The following is a 20282-nucleotide window of genomic DNA, read 5'->3' as shown; positions in this document are numbered from 1 at the left end:
AGTCGGTTTGTTCGCGGCTTATTATGCCCCAACTTGGTTATTCGCGCCCCAGAGCGTGTTGTCGGTAAGCGCGATCAGCACCCGCTGGCAGCGAACGATATCGGCATGGGGCACATGCTCGTTGGGCTTATGGGCGAGCGCCAACGAGCCGGGGCCATAGCTCATGCAGTTGCGGTTACCCGTCTTGCCGGCAATGACGGCAGTGTCGGTGTAGCCGGTAAAGAAGCCGACGGTTGCGTCCGCGCCTGTCACGTCATCGGCGGCACGCTTGAGCGCGGCTAGAAGGGGAGAGACCGGATCGCGCTCGATGGCGGGGCGGTCGCCTGTCACGGTATAGCTTCCATGGCAACCGGGGACTGCGGCTTCGGCGCTGGCGATGGCCTGCTCTACCATGCGCGTCGCGGCGGCCGTATCGGTCGGCGGCGTCAGGCGCATATCGACCCAGACCTTGGCACGGTCGGGCACGACATAGGGGCGATAGCCGCCCTCGATCTGTCCAAACGTGATGGTCGAAGCCCCCAGCTCATCATGTGCGGGCAGCGCCGCAAACGCGCGACGAAGCGAGCATACGGCCTCGGCCATGGCGGCGACGGCATCCGCTCCCTTCCAGGGCTGGCTCGCATGCGCCGTGACGCCGGTCATCTCGATCTCGAACCACGTGCGACCCTTGTGCGCCACCTGAATCTGTCCGTCGGTGGGCTCGGTGTCCAGCACCCATTCGCGCGAGCCGACCCAGCCGGCATCGATGGCGGCCTCGGAGCCGCGCATAAAGTCCTCTTCGTCGACCGAGAAAATAAGCGAGAAGCCGCGGTGGGGCAGCTCACCATCCGCCGCCACGCGCTCGAGCGTATGGACCAGTGCGGCAATGGCGCAGGCCAGACCGCCCTTCATGTCGCAGGCGCCGCGGCCATAGAGTTTGTCGTCTCGCACGGTCGCCCCGAGTGGCGGTGTGTCCGCGTTCCAGCCATCTCCTAGGGTGACGCTGTCCATATGGCAGATATAGACCAGCCGCGGCTCGTCGCTCACACCCGGTACGGTGACCATAAGGTTGCGGCGCCCGGGGAGTACTTCGAGCTCTGCAACCTGCACGGCATCGAGCGCAGGACTATCAAGCTGCGCCAGCTGCTGTTCAATGAGCCTCTTAATGAAGTGTTCGATCTCGCCTTCGTAGGCGCCCGGGTCCGAGCTATCAATCTTCACGAGCTCCTGCGTAAGCCGCCAGGCAAAGTTCTCATCAACCATATGTAACCTCACAATCAGTTTGCTTCCAAAACCGATTGTAAGCCACCTGGAAGATTCGCGACGTGTGCGTAGCAGTATTAACCGTTCGCAGGCCGAGCCATCGCGTTTGGCGTCCGGGCAGGCTCACAAACGACGCAATGGGTACGTATCCTTCATGGATGACATGCTGTGCGACATATCTGCCTTTCGGTATCACCGGATACCTCCACAGGTCTTGGCAATAATGCCGGACCTGCCCGATTCTGTGGACGATCCGCGCAGGGAGCATCTTTGTGAACACCCGCTCGTCAAGCATTTCCTGGGCACTCCGCTACACGTGTTGGCGCAGGGCGGCTGCGGGCGTAAGGGCGTCCGCATTGTCAGGCATGTCTGGAACGGGGAGAGGCCGTTTGATTCCGTGCGGCAGACAGAGTTTGGCCTTGATGTCGCGTCCCCGCTCTTTACCCTGCTGACCCTGGCTTCCTCGGTCTCAAATGAGCGCCTGATCATGTGCATGTATGAGATGTGCGGCACTTTTGCCGTGTGCAAGATTGCGCCTCAGGTAAAGTCGGCACTTGAGCAGGCGTATGGGAGCCGGTGGGGTGACGCACGGTCGGGCTGGGAAAACGTAAAGGATGCCTCGGGGAATCCAACGGACTTGTGGAAGCGACCTCCCTTGATTGAGCTCTCTGAACTTACAGAATTCGCCAATAAGATCCAGGGGCTCCGCGGTGCTAAATCGTTCACGCGTGCCGCGAAATGCATTACGGGGGTTGTGGCATCGCCGCTCGAGGTCCAGGCTTCGATGCTGTTTGGCCTTACGAGGTTGCGCGGCGGCGAAGGGCTGCGCCTTACCAATAACGTCGAGATTCGCATGACGCGCAGCGCCCGCCTGATTTCGGGGCTTGATAGGCGCTACGCCGATATCTTGCTGTCAAATAAGGACGGCAGCAGAGAGTGCCTGGTTGAATGTCAAGGTAAAGCCATTCACGGATCCATAGAATCCAAGATCTCGGACTCCGATCGAACGACGGCCCTTCAAGCGATGGGATATCCTGTCGTTCTGATGACCTATGGTCAGCTGGTCGACTCCGATGCCTTCCGCGTGGTGATGGAACTCATCATGTCCTATCTTGATGTGCCGTTGAAAGGCAAGACGCCGCGGCAGCAGGAGCTCGAACGGCGGCTTCGTGAGGAGATTTTTATCGATTGGGCGGGAATGTAGCCGTGCGGGTGGAAAACGGTCGCGCGGACTAGAGTTTTGGTCGCAAAAAGGCGTCAATTTCGCCTTTGGAGGGCCCTAAAAATGCTATCTAGAATAAGTTGTTTCGGAAAATAGACAGTCAACTTACATTCGGCACAGAGAGATCGATATTTACCTACTAAAGTCCCTGATAAAGGTGTTTATCAAAGCAGGTGTGCTTAGTGATTTGGGTAGTACTGTCTATTATCCGAAAAAACTTATTCTGGGTAGCATTTTCAAAACCAGCCGGAGCAACGAAATCGGCCCCCGTTTCGCGAAAACGGGGGCCGAATGAGCTTCATTGCCTGTCTGGCAGGTTTGACGCCGACGCTACTTGATCACGCGTACGCGATACATCGACGGAATCTGCTTGAGCGCCTCGATGGTGCTGCTATCTAGGTGCTCGTCCGTGTCGAACATGGTGTAGGCGTTCTCGCCGGCGGACTCGTTGGTCATACGCTGCACGTTGGCGTTGTCCTTGGCCAGGATTGCCGTGATCTGGCCGATCATGTTGGGCACGTTGGCATGCAGGCAGGCGATGCGGCTTGCGGCGCGCGCCTTGCCCATGCTGCAGGCGGGGTAGTTGACGCTGTGCGCGATGTTGCCGTTCTCCAGGTAATCCTTGAGCTCGCTGATGGCCATATCGGCGCAGTTGGCCTCGGCCTCGCCAGTGCCGGCGCCCGAGTGCGTGGTGATAAACGTATTGGGCATCTTGACGGTCTTGGGCGTGGCAAAGTCGCAGCTAAACCAGCTCAGCTTGCCCTCGCGCAGGGCGGCGTCAACGGCGTCCTCGTCAATGATGGTCTCGCGCGCGTAGTTGATGAGCACGGCGCCCGGGGCCAGCAGGTCGATCTGCTCGGTACTGATCATGCCGATGGTGTCGGCCTTGCTGGGCACGTGCACGGTGAGGTAGTCGCAGCCGCGGCAGAGGTCCTCGAGCGTGCCCACGCGCTGCACCTCGCGGCTCAGCACCCACGCGTGCTCGACGGAAATGAACGGATCGTAGCCGTAGACGTCCATGCCCAGGTCGACGCAGGCGTTGGCGACCTTGGAACCCACGTTGCCCAGACCGATGACGCCGATGCGCTTGCCCTTGAGCTCGCGGCCCACAAAGGCCTTCTTGGCCTTCTCGGCATCGACCTGAATCTCGGGGTCGTCGGCGTTGTCGCGCACCCAGTTCATCGACTGCACCACGCCGCGGCTCGAAAGCACCAGCATGCCCAGGACGAGCTCCTTGACGGCGTTGCTGTTGGCACCGGGGGAGTTAAAGACGACGACGCCCTTCTTGGCGTACTCCTCGATGGGGATGTTGTTGACACCGGCGCCGCAGCGGGCGATGGCGCGGATGCCCTCGGGCAGCTCGTAGCCGTGCAGGTCGGTGGAGCGCATAAGGATGGCGTCGGCCTCCTCGGCGGTGCCCACAAACTCGTAGCCCTCGCCAAACTCGACCTTGCCGTCTTTGGTTATGTCGTCGATGGTTTTGATCTTGCGCATGAAAAACTCCTTAGCGGGTTTGTTTATAACAAGTGGTTTGAAGTGGCTGGTCGGCCCGCGGGTTGCGGGCTAGTTAGATCGCGGACTCAAACTATGCTGCGCTTCGAAGTCCTTCATGTACGAGGCCAGTGCCTGCACATCTTCCATGGTTACGGCGTTGTAGACGCTGGCGCGCATGCCGCCCACCAGGCGATGACCCTTGACGTTTTGAATCTGGTGCTCGGCCGCGCCTGCGACAAAGGCCGCGTCGAGATCGGCGTCGCCGGTGCGGAAGGTGACGTTGGCGATGGAGCGGCTGTCGGCCTGCGTGGTGCCATGGAACAGCTCGCTGTGCTCGAGCAGGTCATAGAGCAGGTTGGCCTTGGCCCAGTTGCGCTCGGCCATGGCGGCTAGTCCGCCGGCTTGCTCCACCCAGCGGAATACCTTGCCGCACACGTAGATGCCAAAGGTGTTGGGCGTGTTGAGCATGGAGCCCTTGGCGGCCTGGGTCTTAAGGTCCAGGTACTGCGGCGTCTGCGCAAAGGCGGGGCCATCTGCGATGAGGTCGTTGCGCACGATAACCACGGTCACGCCCGCGGCGCCGGCGTTTTTCTGCGCGCCGGCGTAAATGAGTCCGTAGCGCTCGACGTCGAGCGGCTGCGACAAAAAGCAGCTCGAGACATCGGCGACCAGCGGCACATCGCCGCAAGCGGGCAGCTCGTGGTACATGGTGCCAAAGATGGTGTTGTTCTGGCAGATGTAGACGTAGTCGAGCCCGTCGCCCGCGGCCTCGGCGGCAATGCGCGCGTTGATATTGGCCATGGCGGGAATGCGGTCGAAATTGGTGTCCTTGGAGCTCGCGAGCAGCACGGCCTCGCCGTACTTGGCGGCCTCCTTGTACGCCTTGTTGGCGAAGTTGCCGGTCACGACGTAGCCGGCGCGGCCGCGGCGCATGAGGTTCATGGGGATGCCCGCAAACTGCAGCGTGGCGCCGCCCTGCAAAAACAGGACACGGTAGTTGTCGGGGATGCTCAGCAGGCGGCGCAGGGTTGCCTCGGCGTCGTCGATGATCTGCTGGTACATGCTAGATCGATGGCTCATCTCGAGCACGGACATGCCGCAACCGCGGTAGTCCATCATCTCGTCGGCGATCTCGGCGAGCACGCTTGTAGGCAGCGCGGCCGGGCCAGCTGAGAAGTTGTGCACACGTGCCATCTTCTAGTTCCCCTCGTAGTCGTTTGAACGTTCGGGATACTTTAGCACAGTGGAGCGCCAGGCGCGACCGCATCACGGTAAAACTCGACTGCGCCGCTATGATTTACAGGATGGTTACATGGGGGAGGGGTGACCTTACCTGATGGCTCGCATCCGATCTGCCTCTGCTTTTGCTTGTTTCCAAGGACGCATGCGGCCGTTGACGAGGTCATCGTAGCCGCGGGCGATGGATTGCTGGACTCGTGCCCGCTCGTCGCTCGAGTTGATCTTTTCTGGGCGGCGCCTTGATTTGTCGGGGAATGCGGGCAGTTCGTTCATGAAACAGCCTTTCAAAAAAGAAAATGCCGGGGGGATCCCCCGGCCCTTGACTGCCCTCCATAGCGGAACGCAGCTCTTTTATACCATGCTGTGGTTGTCTAGCTCAAGTATAAAACACGAAAATATGTTCGTGTGTTTAACGTTTGAGTAACGCCTTAGATTTGCGACGTCTGTCCTGCGTCTAAATCACCGGGATATACCGCGACAAATACTCCTTGAGCGCGGGGTCGCACACATAGAGATACGTTCCCAGCATGCCACGCGTCATGAGGACATAGTAGGCGTTGACGATAATCTTCCGTAGCTCATCTTCGCTCGCCTTTTTCTTTGCGACGGCATCTTTGAAGTTCGCTTTGTTAACGCAGACGGCTCCTTTATCGGTGTCGTAGTAAATGTCTGGCCCCAGAATGACGAATCCGTAATTGAGGTCGTAGCCCTGCACCGTGTGGATGCATCCAACCTCGTTGACGGCGTTGGCAGAATTAACCCAATCCTTTTGGGTTGAGTTCCAGCGTTTGGGGATACCCTCGATGACGATGTCGAACGCGTCTTTGTGTTTCTTCGTCTCCCACTTCCACGCAAAGCCTGCCGTCATGCGGGATAGACCAACTTCTTCTTCCTTGGCTTGCTGCAGGGAACAGAAATCCTCAAATCGGTCGACGATTCCAAACTGGTATCTGGGGATATCGCTGTCCGGATCCCCGGCTCGCGAATCGTAAGGCTCCGATGAAAAGAGTTCGTTGAACTTCATGCCGGTATGCATAAACGCCTTGTTGTTGAGTAAGTCATAGACAAAATCGAGGTATTCGTCACCACCGCGTACGCGCATTTGTGTGCTTAGGCTGAACTCTTCAGTTTCAATGCCTGCTTCTTCGAGCTGATTGAGTCGCCGCTCAAGGCCGTCTCGATTGAGTCCGGATGCGCGAACCTGCTGTTTGGGGTCGTAGAACAGGTACGCCTTGTCACAGCATTTGAATATCCAGTCAACCTGGTTGCTCGTATGCGGAAGGCCGAGGCGATCGCAGGTGTTGTAAAAAGCCCCAATGCCGGCGCCCATGCTTAGATAATTACCCAGTCGATGTGCTTCGTCGACAAGTAGGATGTCATAACGATCATTTTTGGTTACGTCACTGGGGCTCAAGATATCGCCAGGCTTTAGCCCTGGAAGGAAGTGCGTGAGTTTCCTGAGGGTCTTCTTCAGAGAATCCATCGGGGTGACAAAACCGACTCGCAGGCCGGAAAGGTTGGGCTCATTTTTGATTTTGAACATGAGACTAATGGCGAGGATTGTTTTACCTGTTCCCGGCGCGCCATTCACGACGGTTATACGTTCTCTTTTTGAGCCGCCATGTTTTGTGTCTTCATGCTCCTGTTCGAGACGTTTATAAATCGTCTCGATCGTTTCGTATTGGTCGGGCGTAAGCGTCTTGAAAGGCGAGAACTTGAACAGGTCGGAGTTCTCGAGCTCTTCAATCGGATGAATCGCGTAGTTTTCTTCGCGAAGCTTTGTCCAGAGGTCTCGGAACTTCTGGCGATATTGAGGCCGCTCAAAATAATCGAATTGGGCATAGCCGTTGTTGGCATTGGTGACCTGGTATTTTTCGTCGGCACAGAACAGTTCGATGAGCCTGTTTTCAAACTCAAATGTCGCTGATTGATTGAATGTAGGGTTGTCGATCAGAAGTGTTCGATCGAAATCCTTGTCCACGTTTGCAGCGTGTTGTTTCATACGGCGCTGGTAGTTGGTTGTTTGGCCGATGTATGCCGTCTTGTTTCTGCTGTTGGTAAGAATGTAAAGGACGGGCCAACTCTCGTCATGATGGGCTCCAGGCTTTGGCGTTCCAAAGTCCTGAAGCGATTCGCTTGTCTCAAAGGGCTGGGGCAGGGGAAGCGTGTATTGCCGAAGGGCGAACTCATTACTCATGATGGTCCGACTTTCTGTATTCGTTAGATGATGCGTCGACGGGATAGCGCTCGCCATTGCACTTGAGCTTGGACGAAAGCGCCGCTGGCAGGTCGATTTCATTTAAATCTGCGAAACGCAGAAGGAAAAGGAGCGTGTCGGCGACTTCGTCTTCGATGACTTGGCGCTGCTCGGTGTCTTCGAACATTTCTGCAATGCGCTCGTCGCTCATAAAACGAAAGAGCTGAAGGAGCTCGGAGGACTCAGTCGCCATGCCGATAGCAAGCTCTTTTGGCGTGTGATATTTGCGCCAGTCGCGTGCATCACAATAGTCCCTGACTTGTTCCGTCATGGCGTCGAGCTTATCCATCGTCCGCAACCTCCCTGATGTTTATTATTTTATTATGGCCGTATCTGGGGTTTATTGCACATCATTTGGGATGTGAGGTTTGTTTGGTCGCGATTGCCCGGTAGGAGATTACACCATGAAGATCGACGTTGATGTAGACCAACTGCGCGAGAGCCTGCTCGATCGCGCGGGGAGTGCGGCAGGCGTGGGCTTTCCGGCCGCCATGCTCGACGTGATGGATATCGAGGGTGAGTCCCCTCAAGAGCTCCTAGCCCGAGCCGAACGCGAAGGCCTCGACCTCCGCGATTTTGCCGTCGACGATGACTAGGAATGTGACAAGGATAGCTAATTTGGGACGGTCGTCTGCACCCGCAGCTGCGCGAAAATGCACGATAAACCGTCCCAATGGAGCCTAATGAGGTCGCGACCGTTCTATTTTGACTGCTCGCTGGCTAAGTGAGTAGGCTTTACTGGAAATCCTGAGCACCCGACAAATTTGCTTCAACAAACCCGCAGGCCACAGACTTGTGCTTTGGTGACGTGGTCGGCGATTCGGCAAAAGTCTACTCACTTAGTTTTGAGAGGCGCTAATTGTTCGCAACGAGACCCCAGCCGGGGCGATTGGTGCTCAAATGTAGCCAATTCGGGACGGCTGCCCCTGGCCGCTACGATGCCAGCGTGGCGATGACGGCTTCGTCGCCGGCGTATATGAGGGTATTGCCGTCGGGGATGATCGTTTGGCCGTCGCGCTTGAGCATCACGACGATAAAGGGGTGCTTGCCTTGCGGCACGTCGCGCAGGCGCAGTCCTGCCAGGCGACCGTGGGGTGTCACGGTGACCTCGCGCAGTGTAACCTCGGCACGTTCTTCAAACGTCGGCGCGGCCATAACCAGAAGGTCACCTTCCTCGATGACGGTATCGCCGTTGGGCAGCACCGGATGCGCGCCATCGCGCAGCACCAGGACAACGAGCATGTTCGTAGCGTTGCCAATATCGGCAAGCGAGCGCCCGGCAAACGGATGCCCCGCGCCAACCTTGAGCTTAACAAACGACATGCCGTCCTCGTCGCGGTAATCGTTAAACGTACAGCGCACGTCGCCGGCCGCATCGATCATGTCGAGCTTCTTCGCCACCGCCGGCAGCAGCGAGCCCTGCACCACAATGCTCGACACGGCAATTACAAACACCAGGTCAAACAGGTCGTGACCGCCGGGAACGTCGGCCACCACGGTAAAGAGGCTAAACACGACCGAAGCCGCGCCACGCAGGCCCGCCCAGCTTACGAGCGCCACCTGGCGGGGGTTTGTCTTAAAGGGCGCCAGCAGCAGACCGACGGCGATGGGGCGGCTTACGAAGAGCATAAACGCCATGAGTACCAGGCCCAGTAGCAGCACTTGCGGCAGGCGCGCGGGCGTCACGAGCAGGCCGAGCAAAAAGAAGATGGTCATTTCGGCCATCTCGGTGAGGGTGTCAAAGAAGTGCGCCAGCTCGACCTTACCGGTGATGTCGCTCGCACCCAGCACAATGCCGGCAAGGTACACGGCTAAAAAGCCGTTGCCGCCCAGATAGCTCGGCAGCGCGTAGGCGACGATCGCCACGGCGAACAAAAAGATGGTCTGCGCGCCCTCGGCCGTTGCGTGTGCGCGCTCGATCAGGCGGCCAGATGCCCAGCCGATGACAAGGCCCAGGCCCACACCCAGGATGATCTGCTTGGCCAGCAGCACGGGGATGTTGATGTCGCCGCCGGCCGCAAGGGTTGCAAGCACGGCGGTGAGCATGTAAGCGACGGGGTCGTTGGAGCCCGATTCGACCTCGAGCAGCGAGTCAGTGCCACCTCTCAGCGACAGGCTGTGCTCGCGCAGCACGCTAAAGACGCTCGCTGCGTCGGTCGACGCCACGACCGAGCCCAGCAGCAGGCCGCCGATCCAGTCGAAGCCCAGTGCGAAGTGCGCAAAGGCGCCGGTGATGCCGGCGGTGACGACGACGCCGAGCGTGCTCAGCAGCACCGCGGGCACGGCGACAGGTTTGGCGCGCTCGATATTGGTGTTAAAGCCGCCGTAGAACATGATGAACAGCAGCGCCGTGCTGCAGACGGTTTCGGTGAGCGCATAGTCGCTAAAGTCAATGTGCGCCGGACCGTTGACGCCCAGCAGCATGCCCAGCGCGATAAAGATGAGCAGGGTGGGGAAGGGGAGTTTTTTGCCGACGGGCTTGATGGTCAGGCACAAAATGATGACGAGGCCTATAAAAAGAAGTATCTGGTTCATGGATAGTGTCCGCTTCTGGGTGGTTGGCGTGGCACGGTCAGTTGTCTGCGGTTATTTGTACCCAAAGGTGGTGGGTTTATGGGAACGGATTGCGGGCGTGCGCATTTTCGACACGAGGCTGCGGCGTGTGCGACGTTGGTCGGGGAGCAGCTGCCGGCGGTGCACCGTGAACTGCGCGCGCGGGCGTGCGGCTGCTAACGACCGTTGGCGACGCGTGGCCCTTCCCAGCTTTATTGCAACGGAGTACAATGGGTAACGTTTAAGTTCAACTTGAAGTTTTAGTTGTGGCTCCGGGCTTCGGCCGTAATGCAGGGAAAGGCGTTCCATGGCGATCTATGTGACATCCGATGCTCACGGGCACGTGCGCGCGCTGGACGAGGCCCTTTCCAAGATCTCGCTAACGTCCGACGACACGCTGTACGTGTTGGGTGACATGATCGACCGCGGTCCCGATCCGGTCGGCGTCATCAACTTGGTGCGATCGCTGCCCAACGCTCGCGTGCTTAAGGGCAACCACGAGCAGATTATGCTCGACGCGATCATTGGCCAGGACCCGCTCGATGCCGAGACCTGGGACATCAACGGCGGATGGACCACGCGCCAACAGCTCAACGAAATGGAGTTTGAGGCATACGAGGAGCTGGTGCGCTGGGCTGCCGCCCTGCCACTCTATGCGGTGGCAGAGACTGCTGAGCGTCCGTATTTGCTGGTGCACGCCGGCATTCAGACCGAGGCGGCGCGTGCGTTTTTGCTTGAACATGGTGTCGATTGCGGTGACGGCAGAGGAGCGGTCGATGCCGATAGCGAGTTGCTGCAGCAAATGCTCGCCGTGCAGTCGTCCGATGACCTGCTGTGGATTCGGCATGGCTATTGGGATGCCCCGACGGGGCTGCTTTCTGCCGAGGGCAAGGGTCCGGTCGTGGTGAGTGGCCACACGCCCACGGTGTCGCTGGGGCGCTATTGCGAGGTTGGCGGCCTGGCAGGGCTCGATGAGGAGTCGGGCCGCGGGCAGATTGTGCGCCTGGGTGGCGAGGATACCGCCGGTGTTCCCGACCGTATCGACATCGACTGTGCCGCCGCCACCGGCTCCGAGTTCGGCCGCGTGGGCATCCTGCGCCTGGATGATGGTGCGGAGTTCTATGCGAACATTCTGCCCGGCGAATAATCGGTGCAAAGGGTAGCTAATTTGGGACGGGGCTTTTTTGACTACTTTTGCCCTTCTGCCCATCAAATGATTTTTCTGGGACGTGGATTACATAATCATTTGGCTGCCCGCTGGCTAAGTGAGTAGACTTTTTTGGAAATGCCGAGCACCCAACATATTTGCCTCAATAAAACCGCAGGTCACAGACTTGTGCTTTGTCGGCGTGGTCGGGGATTCGGTAAAAGTCTACTCACTTAGTTTTGCGTGATGCATATTGTCCGCAACGAGACCCCAGCCCGGGTAATTCCATCGCAAATTCCGGTGGCCGAGGCAGCTAATTAGACACCGTACGGGTTGCGGGCTCGTTCTATGCGCTGGCGAATGTGAGCGTACTCGACAATCAATAGCACCAGCAGTAGGGCCATGATGAGCAGGTAGCTCACGACGGCACCCATCAGCCCCAGTAGGTTGATGAGGATCATCGGGAGCACCACGCTCACGGCAAAGCAAATGAGGTAGATCTTGGTGACATCGTCGGCGTGGCGCAGCACTGTGATAATGGCGTAGATAAAATCGATGGCTGCGGTGATGCCGCCGGCGACGACCATCAGCAGCGCCAATGTGCGGTAGCGCTCAAAGTTGAGGCCGTACATAAAGCTCATAAGGGGAATGCCGGGGCCTGCCATAAACGCGGCGCATGCGCCAGTGAAACCCAAGATCAGCGCCATGACGGCGACAATAATTAAGTCAAAGCGGCGACGCTTGCGCGGGTTAGCCCAAATGCTCGACAAACGCAAGAGCTGCGGTTTATAGATAAATCCAATGCTCAGCAAAATGGCCTGCGCCGGAAAGAATAGGGCATTAAAATACAGCTGATATTTGTAGGCCAGTGTGCCTTCCATCACAAACTTGGGCATGCTCTCGATAAGGTTGAACAAAAAGAGCGCGCCAAAGAGCGGGGCGCACTGCGCAAAAAGGCGGCCGACTTCGCGTATGCTCACGCGACGCGATTTTTCGGTTTCGAGCAGGGCGAGCGGGGCGGTGACCAGCACAAGCGAGGCGATCGCTGTAACACCCATGGCCATGGCCGCGATGGGCATGCTGCGCGTAAGGAACAGCGCCACGCTAAAGACCGCGATGACGCCGGCGGAACGCAGCGTTTGGCTCATGCCGGCCAAATAGAGCTTGTCGGCCTGCTGCAGGCGGCCCTCGTACACGTCCGCCACGCCGTCGATTACCTTATACAGGTAGACGCCCAGGCCGATCGTCGCCATCTGCGCGTCATAGCCGCGGGCGCTGCTGTACATGAGGCCGCAAGCCAGCGCAATCGCTCCGCAAAGCCAGCGGTTGAGCTGGTAGGAGGCAAAGGACGTCTTCTCGTCGATGTCCGAGACCTGAAAATTGCGCACGCCGTAGTTGCACGCGATCATGATGAGCGTGCCGGTGACAAAGGCGATGGAGAACTTGCCGGCTTCTTCGGCGCCCACGAGTTGCGTGGACACGATAGTGAGCAGCGGAAACGCCATGCCCCACACGGCGGTGCCGAGGGTATTCCAAAGGTAGTCGCGGCTGGTGGCGTGCTCCTCGTATTCGGCTTCTTGCGTGGAGAAACCGCCGCCGTAGACGGCACCGAGCAGGCGGTTCCACCAGGCGTTGACCATACGGCGGACGGGACCGGGCTCGCGATCGCGCTCGCGCCGACGACGCGTGGCTTGGCCGCTATTTGGCCCGCCGGCGTTGCGCTGACTCAGCTCCTGGATACGCGCGAGCTCCTCGGCGGTGTGCGAGGCGGGGAAGAGGCCGTTCTCGATGCGTCCGCCCTGTCCGTGCGCCCCGCCCGATACAGTGGGGTTGGCGATGCCGTTGCGGCGGGCGATGGCGCGGCGGATGCTATCGAGGGGCGAGATGCTCAAGGCGGGTCCTTTCTATTGCTGCGTTCTAGTATAGACGCGACGGTGTCACTCATGTTTTTGAACGGATTGTTCAATATTTTCGGGGGGCGGCAGTAAATTGTCGGTGAGCGTGCGGTATCCTGTTGAAGTTATGTGATATCCCGATGCCGCCCGCGCGGTACCAAGGAGCTTCTACCTATGGACGTCGCCGCATTCTTGCTGGCTCTTGTGCCGATCATTTGGCTTGTCGTGATGCTGCTGTGCTTTAAATGGCCAGCTTGGAAAGCCGCCATCGGATCGTTTGTCCTTTCGTGCGTGCTTGCCTTCGCATGGTGGCACCTGCCGACAGCGCAGATCGCGACCGCCTCGCTCGAAGGCTTTTTGATGGCCCTGTGGCCCATCGTTTTGGTAATCATCGCCGCGGTGTTCACGTATAACCTGTGCGTTCGCACGGGCGCCATGGACGTGATCGGCGGCATGATCACCTCCATCAGCAGCGATCGCCGTCTGCTGGCGCTGCTTGTGGCCTGGTGCTTTGGTGGCTTTATGGAGGGCATGGCCGGTTTTGGCACCGCCGTTGCTATTCCCGCCGGCATGCTCGCGGGCCTGGGCTTTGAGGCCGTGCCCGCCGTGCTCATCTGTCTGTTGGCCAACGGCGTGCCCACGCCCTACGGCTCCATTGGCATTCCCACGGTGTCCGTTGCCGGTCTGGTGGGCCTGGACCCGCTGCATTTGGCGACCGTTCAGATGGTGCAGCTGGCGCCTTTCTTTGTGATGATGCCGCTGTTTATCGTGCTGGTTGCGGGTCGTGTCGCCGATGACCAGGGTAATGTTGCGGGCGTTGCCGAGCGCCTGAACGGCGTGGCGGGCATCGCCGTGCTCTCCGGCGTGTCCTTTGCCGGTGCGGCTCTTGTCGTTGCTATGTTTGTGGGTCCCGAGCTTGCCGTCGTCGTCGGTTCCATCGTTTCGCTCGCGCTGACAGCTGCGCTTGCCATGCGTGCCGAGAAGTCGGGGCATCTGGACGCACGCTTCCACATGAATATCGAGGCCGGCGAGCAGCTCACCGCTAAGTCGGCGCTTTCGGCTTGGTCGTGCTTCATCCTGATCTTTGTGCTGCTGTTGGGAACGTCTAACCTGGTGCCTGCCGTGCATGCTGCGCTCGCACCGTTTGCGAGCCAGGTGCAGGTGTATTGCGGCGAGAACCCCGGCACGCTCACGTTTTCGTGGATCAACACGCCGGGCGTCTGGATTTTCCTGGCGGCGTTTGTCGGCGGCGCCATTCAGGGTGCTTCGCTGCGCTTGATGGGCAAGGTACTGGCCGCGACCGTCAAGCAGATGATGCCGACGGTCATTACCATGCTTTCGGTTCTGGGCTGTGCCAAGGTTATGGGCTATGCGGGCATGATCTCTTCGATCAGTGCGTTTTGCATTGCGGTCGCCGGTGGCCTGTACCCGGTTCTGGCTCCGTGGATCGGCGCGGTCGGTGCATTCGTGACCGGTTCGGGCACGTCTTCTGGCATGCTGTTTGGTCCCATCCAGAGCCAGGCTGCCACCGCGCTGGGCGTGAGCGACTACTGGATGGTCGCGCTGAACGCGCTTGGCGTCGCCGCCGGCAAGATGATCTCGCCGCAGACGCTTGCCATCGGCCTGGCCGCCGTGCACGTGCGCGGCAAGGATGCCGAGCTCCTGGGCGCGGTCCTGCCCTACGCCGCCGGCATGCTGATCCTTATGAGCGCCATCGCCATGCTCGGCCAAGGCTTGCCGCTATAGTTGGCACTTAGGGACGTTCCTTTTGTGCTGGCATCCGGGGACACTCCTTGAATGTTGCCTGTTCAAGAGTGTCCCCAACGACTCGTCGTTTAAGAACGTCCCCAATGACTACCCAATGACTAGGCCGCTTGCCTGGGATTTTTGACCGTTGGGCGGGCTTGCCGCCCTTGCCACAAAAACGTTTTTGCATATCGGGTACAACGAACTTTACGTGAGTAAAGTGCGCGCCGCGCCCGCGTGACGCGCTTTTAAAGGAGGCCCCATGCCTGGTGTTACCCCTGCAGAAGTTCTGTCCAACTTTGGTATTACGCTGGTCGAAGATCCCGCCGAGAATCAGCCGCGTCTGCTGGTCGATCTACCTGCTGCGGAGCTCGTCGAGCACGCCATCCGCCGTGAAGAGGGCCGCATGGCATCCAACGGCGCGCTGGTAATCGAGACGGGGGAGCGCACCGGCCGTTCTCCCAACGACCGCTTTATCGTTGACACCCCCGATGTTCACGACAAGATCGCCTGGGGCGCCGTCAACCGCCCGCTTTCGATTGAGAGCTACGAGGCCATCAAGGTCGGTATCGTCGACTACCTCAACGAGCGCGACGTGTTCGTCACGCGCGGCATGGCGGGTGCCGACCGCAACCACACGCGTCGCCTGCTCGTTGCCTGCGAGCGCGCGAGCCAGGCGCTCTTCATTAAGCAGATGCTCGCCCGTCCGCTCGCTCGCGAAATTGCGCGCACCGGCGAGCCGGACTTTTGCGTGCTCGCGGCACCCGGGTACCAGTGCGACCCCGCCATCAAGGGCCTCAACTCCAGCGCCGCCGTGGTCATCAACTTCCAGGAGCGCGTGATTCTGGTTGCCGGCACCGGCTACTCCGGTGAGATTAAAAAGTCCATCTTCAGCGTCATGAATTACCTGCTGCCCGTCGAGGACGATGTGCTGCCCATGCATTGCTCGGCCAGCATGGATCCCGTCACGCACGAGACCGCGGTGTTCTTTGGCCTGTCCGGCACCGGCAAGACCACGCTTTCGGCCAATCCCACGCGCCTGCTGATCGGCGACGACGAGCACGGTTGGTCCGACATGGGCATCTTCAACATCGAGGGCGGCTGCTACGCCAAGTGCGAGGGCCTGGACGAGTTTCACGAGCCCGAGATCTTCAATGCCGTTCGCTTTGGCGCGATCTGCGAAAACGTGGTGCTCGACGAGAACCGCAAGCCCAACTACGATGACGTCTCGATCACGCACAACACGCGCGTTGCCTATCCCGTCGAGCATATCCCCAACGCGTGGACCAAGGGCATGGGCACCACCCCGAGCGTCGTGCTGTTTTTGACCTGCGATGCCTTTGGCGTGCTGCCGCCTATCTCGCGCCTGACGGCCGATGCCGCCATGTATCACTTTGTGACGGGCTTCACCGCCAAGATCCCCGGTACCGAGGTCGGCGTCACCGAGCCCACGCCCACGTTCTCCTCGCTGTTCGGAGAGCCGTTTATGCCGCTCGACCCCATGGTCTATGCCAAGATGCTCGGCGAGCGTATCGCCGACGGTCGCACCCGCGTCTATCTGCTCAACACCGGCTGGATTGGCGGCGGTTATGGCGTGGGCCATCGTATCGAGCTTGCCTACACGCGCGCCCTGGTCGCACGCGCCCTCGACGGTACCATCGAGGACAGCGAGTTCTTGCACGACGATATCTTTAATGTCGACATTCCCACTACGTGCCACGGTGTGCCGGACGGCATCCTGGTGCCGCGCCAGTACTGGCAGAGCACAGCGCGCTACGACGAGGCCGCGCACAACCTGGCGGTGATGTTCGAGGAGAACTTCGAGAAGAAGTACTCGCACCTGCCCGAGTCCGTCAAGGCCGCCGGCCCGCACGCTCAGGTGTCCGCCGAGGCCCGTCATCGCGGCCGCGGCCTGCTGGGACTCCGCCACTAGCGTCGCCTCGAGTTCATATCCACCACAAAGAGGCAGGCGCCTTTGTGGTGGTTTTGCTCGTGTGGATGACTCGGGTTACAATGCGCCTGACATATCGTCCCCTTCTCCGGATGGGGGCAGCGTAAGCGCTCTTGTGACGGCACCGTAGGACTTTGAAGGTGGCCGTTGTAAGGGCGCTTTTTGTTTAGGCGCTCGCGTTGGCGCGAATTGCGAAAGGAGCACGTATGAAGAGCTTTGTTGCCGAGGATTCATTTTGGGAGCTATTTCCACAGGCGGCGGTCGGTGTTGTGGTCGTGGAGGGCATGAAGCCCGCGGCTCAGATTCCTCAAGAGGACGTGGACGCGATTGCGGCGCTGCTCGATCGCGCCAATATCGATGCGGAGCGTCATCTGACAAGCGATACCATCAGCGAGAACGCGCCGGTCAAGGCATGGCGCGAGGCCTATCGCCTGTTCAAGACCAAAAAGGGCGCCCGCTGCTCGATCGAGAACTTGCTCAAGCGCGTGCTCAAGGGCAAACCGGTCGGTCATATCACACCGGCGGTGGATATTTACAACACGGTGTCGCTGACCTACGCGCTGCCCGTGGGAGGCGAGGATTTGCACGCGATTGAGGGAGACCTTCGCTTGAAGGTGACCGACGGTGGCGATGCGTTCTTGCCGCTTGGCGAGGAGGCAGATGATCCGACGCTGCCCGGCGAGCTCGCCTACATCGATGATGCGGGCGCCGTGTGCCGCTGCTGGAACTGGCGCGACGGCGTTCGAACGGCTCTGTCCGACGATTCTGCCGATGCGTTCCTGGCGATTGAGTGTGTAGAGCCCGAGCGAATGGGGGACTGTCAGGCCGCGATCGATCGCTTAGCCGAGCTGCTCGAGCGCTATCTGGGAGCGACGGTTGTCGTTAAGACGCTTGTGACCCGCGATAACCCGCGCGTGGAACTCTAGCTCGGGCCAAACCACCACACAAACCACCACAAAGGTGCTGTCCCCTTTGTGGTGGTTTTTATGTTGATGAGTTAACAATTGGGATATTTGGGTACGGGGGTTCGGGCATGCGGCTAAGATGTTTACCCGTTAGCATCATGCAAGCGAAAGGCGGTCGTCTCCCATGCAGCAGAACGACGAGACACGTTTTGAGGACTTTGTCGGACTGATTAGCGGGCTCTACAAGGAGATCCAGCGCATTAAGGCATCTGAGGGCGCAAGGCTGGGCCTTAAGGGTTCCGATATCATGTGCCTGTACTATCTTGAGCGCAGCAAGGACGGCCTGACTGGTGCCGACCTCGCCCGCATGGCAGGCGTGACCCGCGCTGCCGTCTCGCGCACGCTGGCGCATCTGGAAGAGGGCGGCTACGTCGAGGTCGACGATTCGGGCGATGCCGCCGTTAAGTATCGTGCCCCGGTTCGCCTGACCACGTTGGGCGGCGAGAGCATGAATGAGGCCGATCGCATTATTCGCGAGGTGCTCGACGCCACCGGCAAGGCCATGGGCGTGGAGCAGCGCGAGCAGATGTACGCGTCGCTGCGTACGATTCTCGACACCCTGCGCGAGCTGTAGGGCAGCCTAGGCATTTGCTTCCCATTAACAACTGCATCGTCCCGTTTGAGCGCGTATACCGTGCCGGGGCATTGCTGTCAAAATTCCCTGCGCGGGACCTGCGCAAGAAAGGATTCGCTATGTCCGTCCGCATTATTACCGATTCCGCAAGCGATATGTCGCCGGCGGAGCACCCGGCACTGGCTGTTTTGCCACTGTCCGTCACCTTTGGTACCGATGTGTACATGGATGGCGTCGATATCGATCACCAGCGCTTTTACGAGATGCTCGTGGAGCGCGATGAGCTGCCCAAGACCGGCCAGGTCAACCCGTACGCGTTTTCGCAGGCTATCGCCGAGGTTCGTGAAGCCGGCGATGAGGCCGTGATTATTACCGTGGGCGCTAAGCTTTCCGGCACCAATCAGAGTGCCCGCACCGCTCTTGCCGAGGCCTCGGGCGGCGATGTGTTCGTGGTAGACAGCAACAACGTCACCCTGGGCGAGCGCGTGCTGGTCGAGTATGCCCTGCGCTTGGTGGACGAGGGCCGTAGCGCGGCCCAGATCGCGGCGGCGGTCGAGGCCGTGCGCGACCGCGTGGTGGTTATCGGCCTGCTCGAGACGCTGGAGTACCTGGTGCGCGGCGGTCGCCTGTCTGCTGCGGCCGGCGCCGTGGGTACGCTGCTCAACGTAAAGCCCGTGGTGGCTGCCGAGGACGGTCTGATCGTGCAGCTGGGCAAGGCGCGCGGTTCCAAGAACGGTCGCAACCTGCTGAACCAAAAGGTCGAACAGGCGGGCGGCGTCGACTTTTCCATGCCGCTGGCGCTCGGCTATACGGGCCTTTCGGATGCGGTGCTCAAGAAGTATATCGAGGACAGCGCCGCGCTGTGGGCTGGCCACACCGAGGGCGAGCTGCCCGTTCACACCATCGGCGCCACCATCGGCACCCATGTAGGCCCCGGTGCCGTAGCCGTAGCCTTCTTCCAGCCTGCCAGCTAACCGACCTGCCAAAAAGGGACAGGTTTATTTTGGCAGGTTTTATCTGGGCAAACGCTACCTGCCATGCCATGTGATCCCTCGGCGATGACGGGCTTGCGGACCATCGGCCGCACGGAGGCCGCAAATGATCCGCAACCCTGCCGTCCCCGAGGGATCATTTGATTTATGCTGTTGCGGGCGGAAAGGAGCATCGATGGCGTCTGAGGGCTTTTTTGAGCGGGTGTACGAGGTAGTCGAGCAGATCCCTGAGGGGATGGTTGCCACGTACGGCCAGGTGGCGCTGCTCGCCGGCCGTCCACGAAGTGCGCGGTACGTGGGGTATGCCCTGCACAGCAATCCGCGCCCTGGTCAGATTCCCTGCCATCGTGTGGTGTTTGCCGATGGCAGCATTTGCGAGGGCTTTGCGTTTGGCGGCCCCGATGCTCAGCGCGAACTTCTGCTGGGGGAGGGCGTGACGTTTGTCGACCCCATGCACGTCGACTTGGCCGCTTGTCGTTGGCCGGCTGGGTTATAGCGACTCGTTCGCGCTAAAACCACTACAAAGGTGCCTGTCCCCTTTGCGGTGGAACGCCGGCGCCGTTGACGTTTCCCCAGAAAAAACCTGCCAAAATAAATCAGTCCCTATTTGGTAGGTTTACCGTGGCTAACTTATGGAGAAGGTATGGCGGCACGATTTGACGCTGTAAAGTAAACAAAGGCGAACTATATTGTATTCAACAACGGAGCAGGCAATAGGCGATGAAAAAGCCTGCCCTGTTGAGTTTGATTCGCATTCCTCCCCTCTGTGCGATTCAACGGTGTACTTCAGGAAAGCGCCCGTCGGCTGCCATGGTCGGCGGGCGCTTTCCTGTAAGCATGGGGCAAACCCATCAGGTCTGTTATTCCATAATGAGGTACTGACGTTTGGTTTTAGGGGGTGTTCCTATAGTTTTGTCAACTGGGCAATGCTGTTTTCGAGATTGAATCGCGACATGCTAACGCCAGGCCTTTCGGCCGATGGGCTCCAATCTGTTCGGAGCGCTT

Annotated in this window: 17 protein-coding genes; 9 read left to right on the top strand and 8 right to left on the bottom strand. The window is 59.5% G+C overall.

The features are described 5' to 3' along the window. Positions 1 to 21 precede the first annotated feature (21 nt). Positions 22 to 1242: a M20 family metallopeptidase gene (locus ACTQV4_RS08195; protein ID WP_441569609.1), complete on the bottom strand. Its 1221-nt coding sequence runs from the start codon at positions 1240 to 1242 to the stop codon at positions 22 to 24. A 154-nt stretch (positions 1243 to 1396) separates the two neighbouring features. Between ACTQV4_RS08195 and ACTQV4_RS08190 the strand changes: the two genes are divergently transcribed. Beyond that, positions 1397 to 2446, top strand: a complete 1050-nt coding sequence (locus ACTQV4_RS08190; protein WP_441569608.1) for a hypothetical protein — start codon at positions 1397 to 1399, stop codon at positions 2444 to 2446. A gap of 348 nt (positions 2447 to 2794) precedes the next feature. Here the strand turns inward: ACTQV4_RS08190 and ACTQV4_RS08185 are convergent, their stop codons facing one another. From ACTQV4_RS08185 to ACTQV4_RS08165, 5 genes are all read right to left on the bottom strand, one after another. Next, on the bottom strand, positions 2795 to 3958 hold the full coding sequence (locus tag ACTQV4_RS08185) for a phosphoglycerate dehydrogenase (RefSeq protein ID WP_427796062.1): 1164 nt from the start codon (positions 3956 to 3958) through the stop codon (positions 2795 to 2797). A gap of 69 nt (positions 3959 to 4027) precedes the next feature. Beyond that, positions 4028 to 5152 (bottom strand): 3-phosphoserine/phosphohydroxythreonine transaminase, encoded by a 1125-nt coding sequence (serC, locus tag ACTQV4_RS08180; protein WP_441569607.1) that lies wholly within the window; start codon positions 5150 to 5152, stop codon positions 4028 to 4030. Between the two features lie 135 nt (positions 5153 to 5287). After that, entirely contained in the window at positions 5288 to 5470 is a 183-nt protein-coding gene (locus tag ACTQV4_RS08175) for a hypothetical protein (protein WP_441540557.1), read from the bottom strand. Positions 5471 to 5651: 181 nt separating this feature from the next. After that, positions 5652 to 7394 carry a DNA/RNA helicase domain-containing protein gene (locus tag ACTQV4_RS08170; protein WP_441569606.1) on the bottom strand — a complete coding sequence of 581 codons (1743 nt, stop codon included), beginning with the start codon at positions 7392 to 7394 and terminating at the stop codon, positions 5652 to 5654. Next, on the bottom strand, positions 7387 to 7743 hold the full coding sequence (locus tag ACTQV4_RS08165) for a nucleotide pyrophosphohydrolase (RefSeq protein WP_441569605.1): 357 nt from the start codon (positions 7741 to 7743) through the stop codon (positions 7387 to 7389). The genes ACTQV4_RS08170 and ACTQV4_RS08165 overlap by 8 nt, the downstream gene beginning before the upstream one ends. 115 nt (positions 7744 to 7858) lie before the next feature. Here ACTQV4_RS08165 and ACTQV4_RS08160 point away from each other — a divergent pair, with 115 nt between their 5' ends. Next, positions 7859 to 8050, top strand: coding sequence for a hypothetical protein (locus ACTQV4_RS08160; protein ID WP_441559678.1), 192 nt, complete (start codon positions 7859 to 7861; stop codon positions 8048 to 8050). 337 nt (positions 8051 to 8387) lie between these two features. On the opposite strand, the gene ACTQV4_RS08155 is transcribed toward ACTQV4_RS08160, so the two are convergent. Beyond that, positions 8388 to 9989, bottom strand: a complete 1602-nt coding sequence (locus tag ACTQV4_RS08155; protein WP_441569604.1) for a potassium/proton antiporter — start codon at positions 9987 to 9989, stop codon at positions 8388 to 8390. Positions 9990 to 10314: 325 nt separating this feature from the next. Here ACTQV4_RS08155 and ACTQV4_RS08150 point away from each other — a divergent pair, with 325 nt between their 5' ends. Next, positions 10315 to 11154: a metallophosphoesterase gene (locus ACTQV4_RS08150; RefSeq protein WP_441537797.1), complete on the top strand. Its 840-nt coding sequence runs from the start codon at positions 10315 to 10317 to the stop codon at positions 11152 to 11154. Positions 11155 to 11471: 317 nt separating this feature from the next. Here the strand turns inward: ACTQV4_RS08150 and ACTQV4_RS08145 are convergent, their stop codons facing one another. Then, on the bottom strand, positions 11472 to 13046 hold the full coding sequence (locus ACTQV4_RS08145) for a lipopolysaccharide biosynthesis protein (RefSeq protein ID WP_441569603.1): 1575 nt from the start codon (positions 13044 to 13046) through the stop codon (positions 11472 to 11474). A 177-nt stretch (positions 13047 to 13223) separates the two neighbouring features. Between ACTQV4_RS08145 and ACTQV4_RS08140 the strand changes: the two genes are divergently transcribed. From ACTQV4_RS08140 to ACTQV4_RS08115, 6 genes are all read left to right on the top strand, one after another. Beyond that, positions 13224 to 14795, top strand: a complete 1572-nt coding sequence (locus ACTQV4_RS08140) for an L-lactate permease (protein WP_441569602.1) — start codon at positions 13224 to 13226, stop codon at positions 14793 to 14795. A gap of 262 nt (positions 14796 to 15057) precedes the next feature. Continuing rightward, positions 15058 to 16728, top strand: a complete 1671-nt coding sequence (gene pckA / locus ACTQV4_RS08135; protein WP_441559674.1) for a phosphoenolpyruvate carboxykinase (ATP) — start codon at positions 15058 to 15060, stop codon at positions 16726 to 16728. A gap of 224 nt (positions 16729 to 16952) precedes the next feature. Further along, entirely contained in the window at positions 16953 to 17672 is a 720-nt protein-coding gene (locus tag ACTQV4_RS08130) for a B3/B4 domain-containing protein (protein WP_441569601.1), read from the top strand. Positions 17673 to 17835: 163 nt separating this feature from the next. Next, positions 17836 to 18285, top strand: coding sequence for a MarR family winged helix-turn-helix transcriptional regulator (locus tag ACTQV4_RS08125; RefSeq protein ID WP_154515655.1), 450 nt, complete (start codon positions 17836 to 17838; stop codon positions 18283 to 18285). 119 nt (positions 18286 to 18404) lie between these two features. Continuing rightward, complete coding sequence (locus ACTQV4_RS08120; RefSeq protein ID WP_441569600.1) at positions 18405 to 19259, top strand: DegV family protein; 855 nt, start codon at positions 18405 to 18407, stop codon at positions 19257 to 19259. A 193-nt stretch (positions 19260 to 19452) separates the two neighbouring features. Continuing rightward, the gene (locus ACTQV4_RS08115) at positions 19453 to 19773 is read left to right on the top strand and encodes an MGMT family protein (protein WP_427747461.1); all 321 of its coding nucleotides are present in this window, start codon (positions 19453 to 19455) and stop codon (positions 19771 to 19773) included. Positions 19774 to 20282: the final 509 nt, after the last annotated feature.

The sequence above is a fragment of the Collinsella sp. LCP19S3_B11 genome (assembly GCF_052121915.1).
Taxonomy (GTDB): Bacteria; Actinomycetota; Coriobacteriia; order Coriobacteriales; family Coriobacteriaceae; genus Collinsella.
Note: the sequence above shows the minus strand (reverse complement) of the source record. Positions and strands in the feature narration are given on the sequence as shown.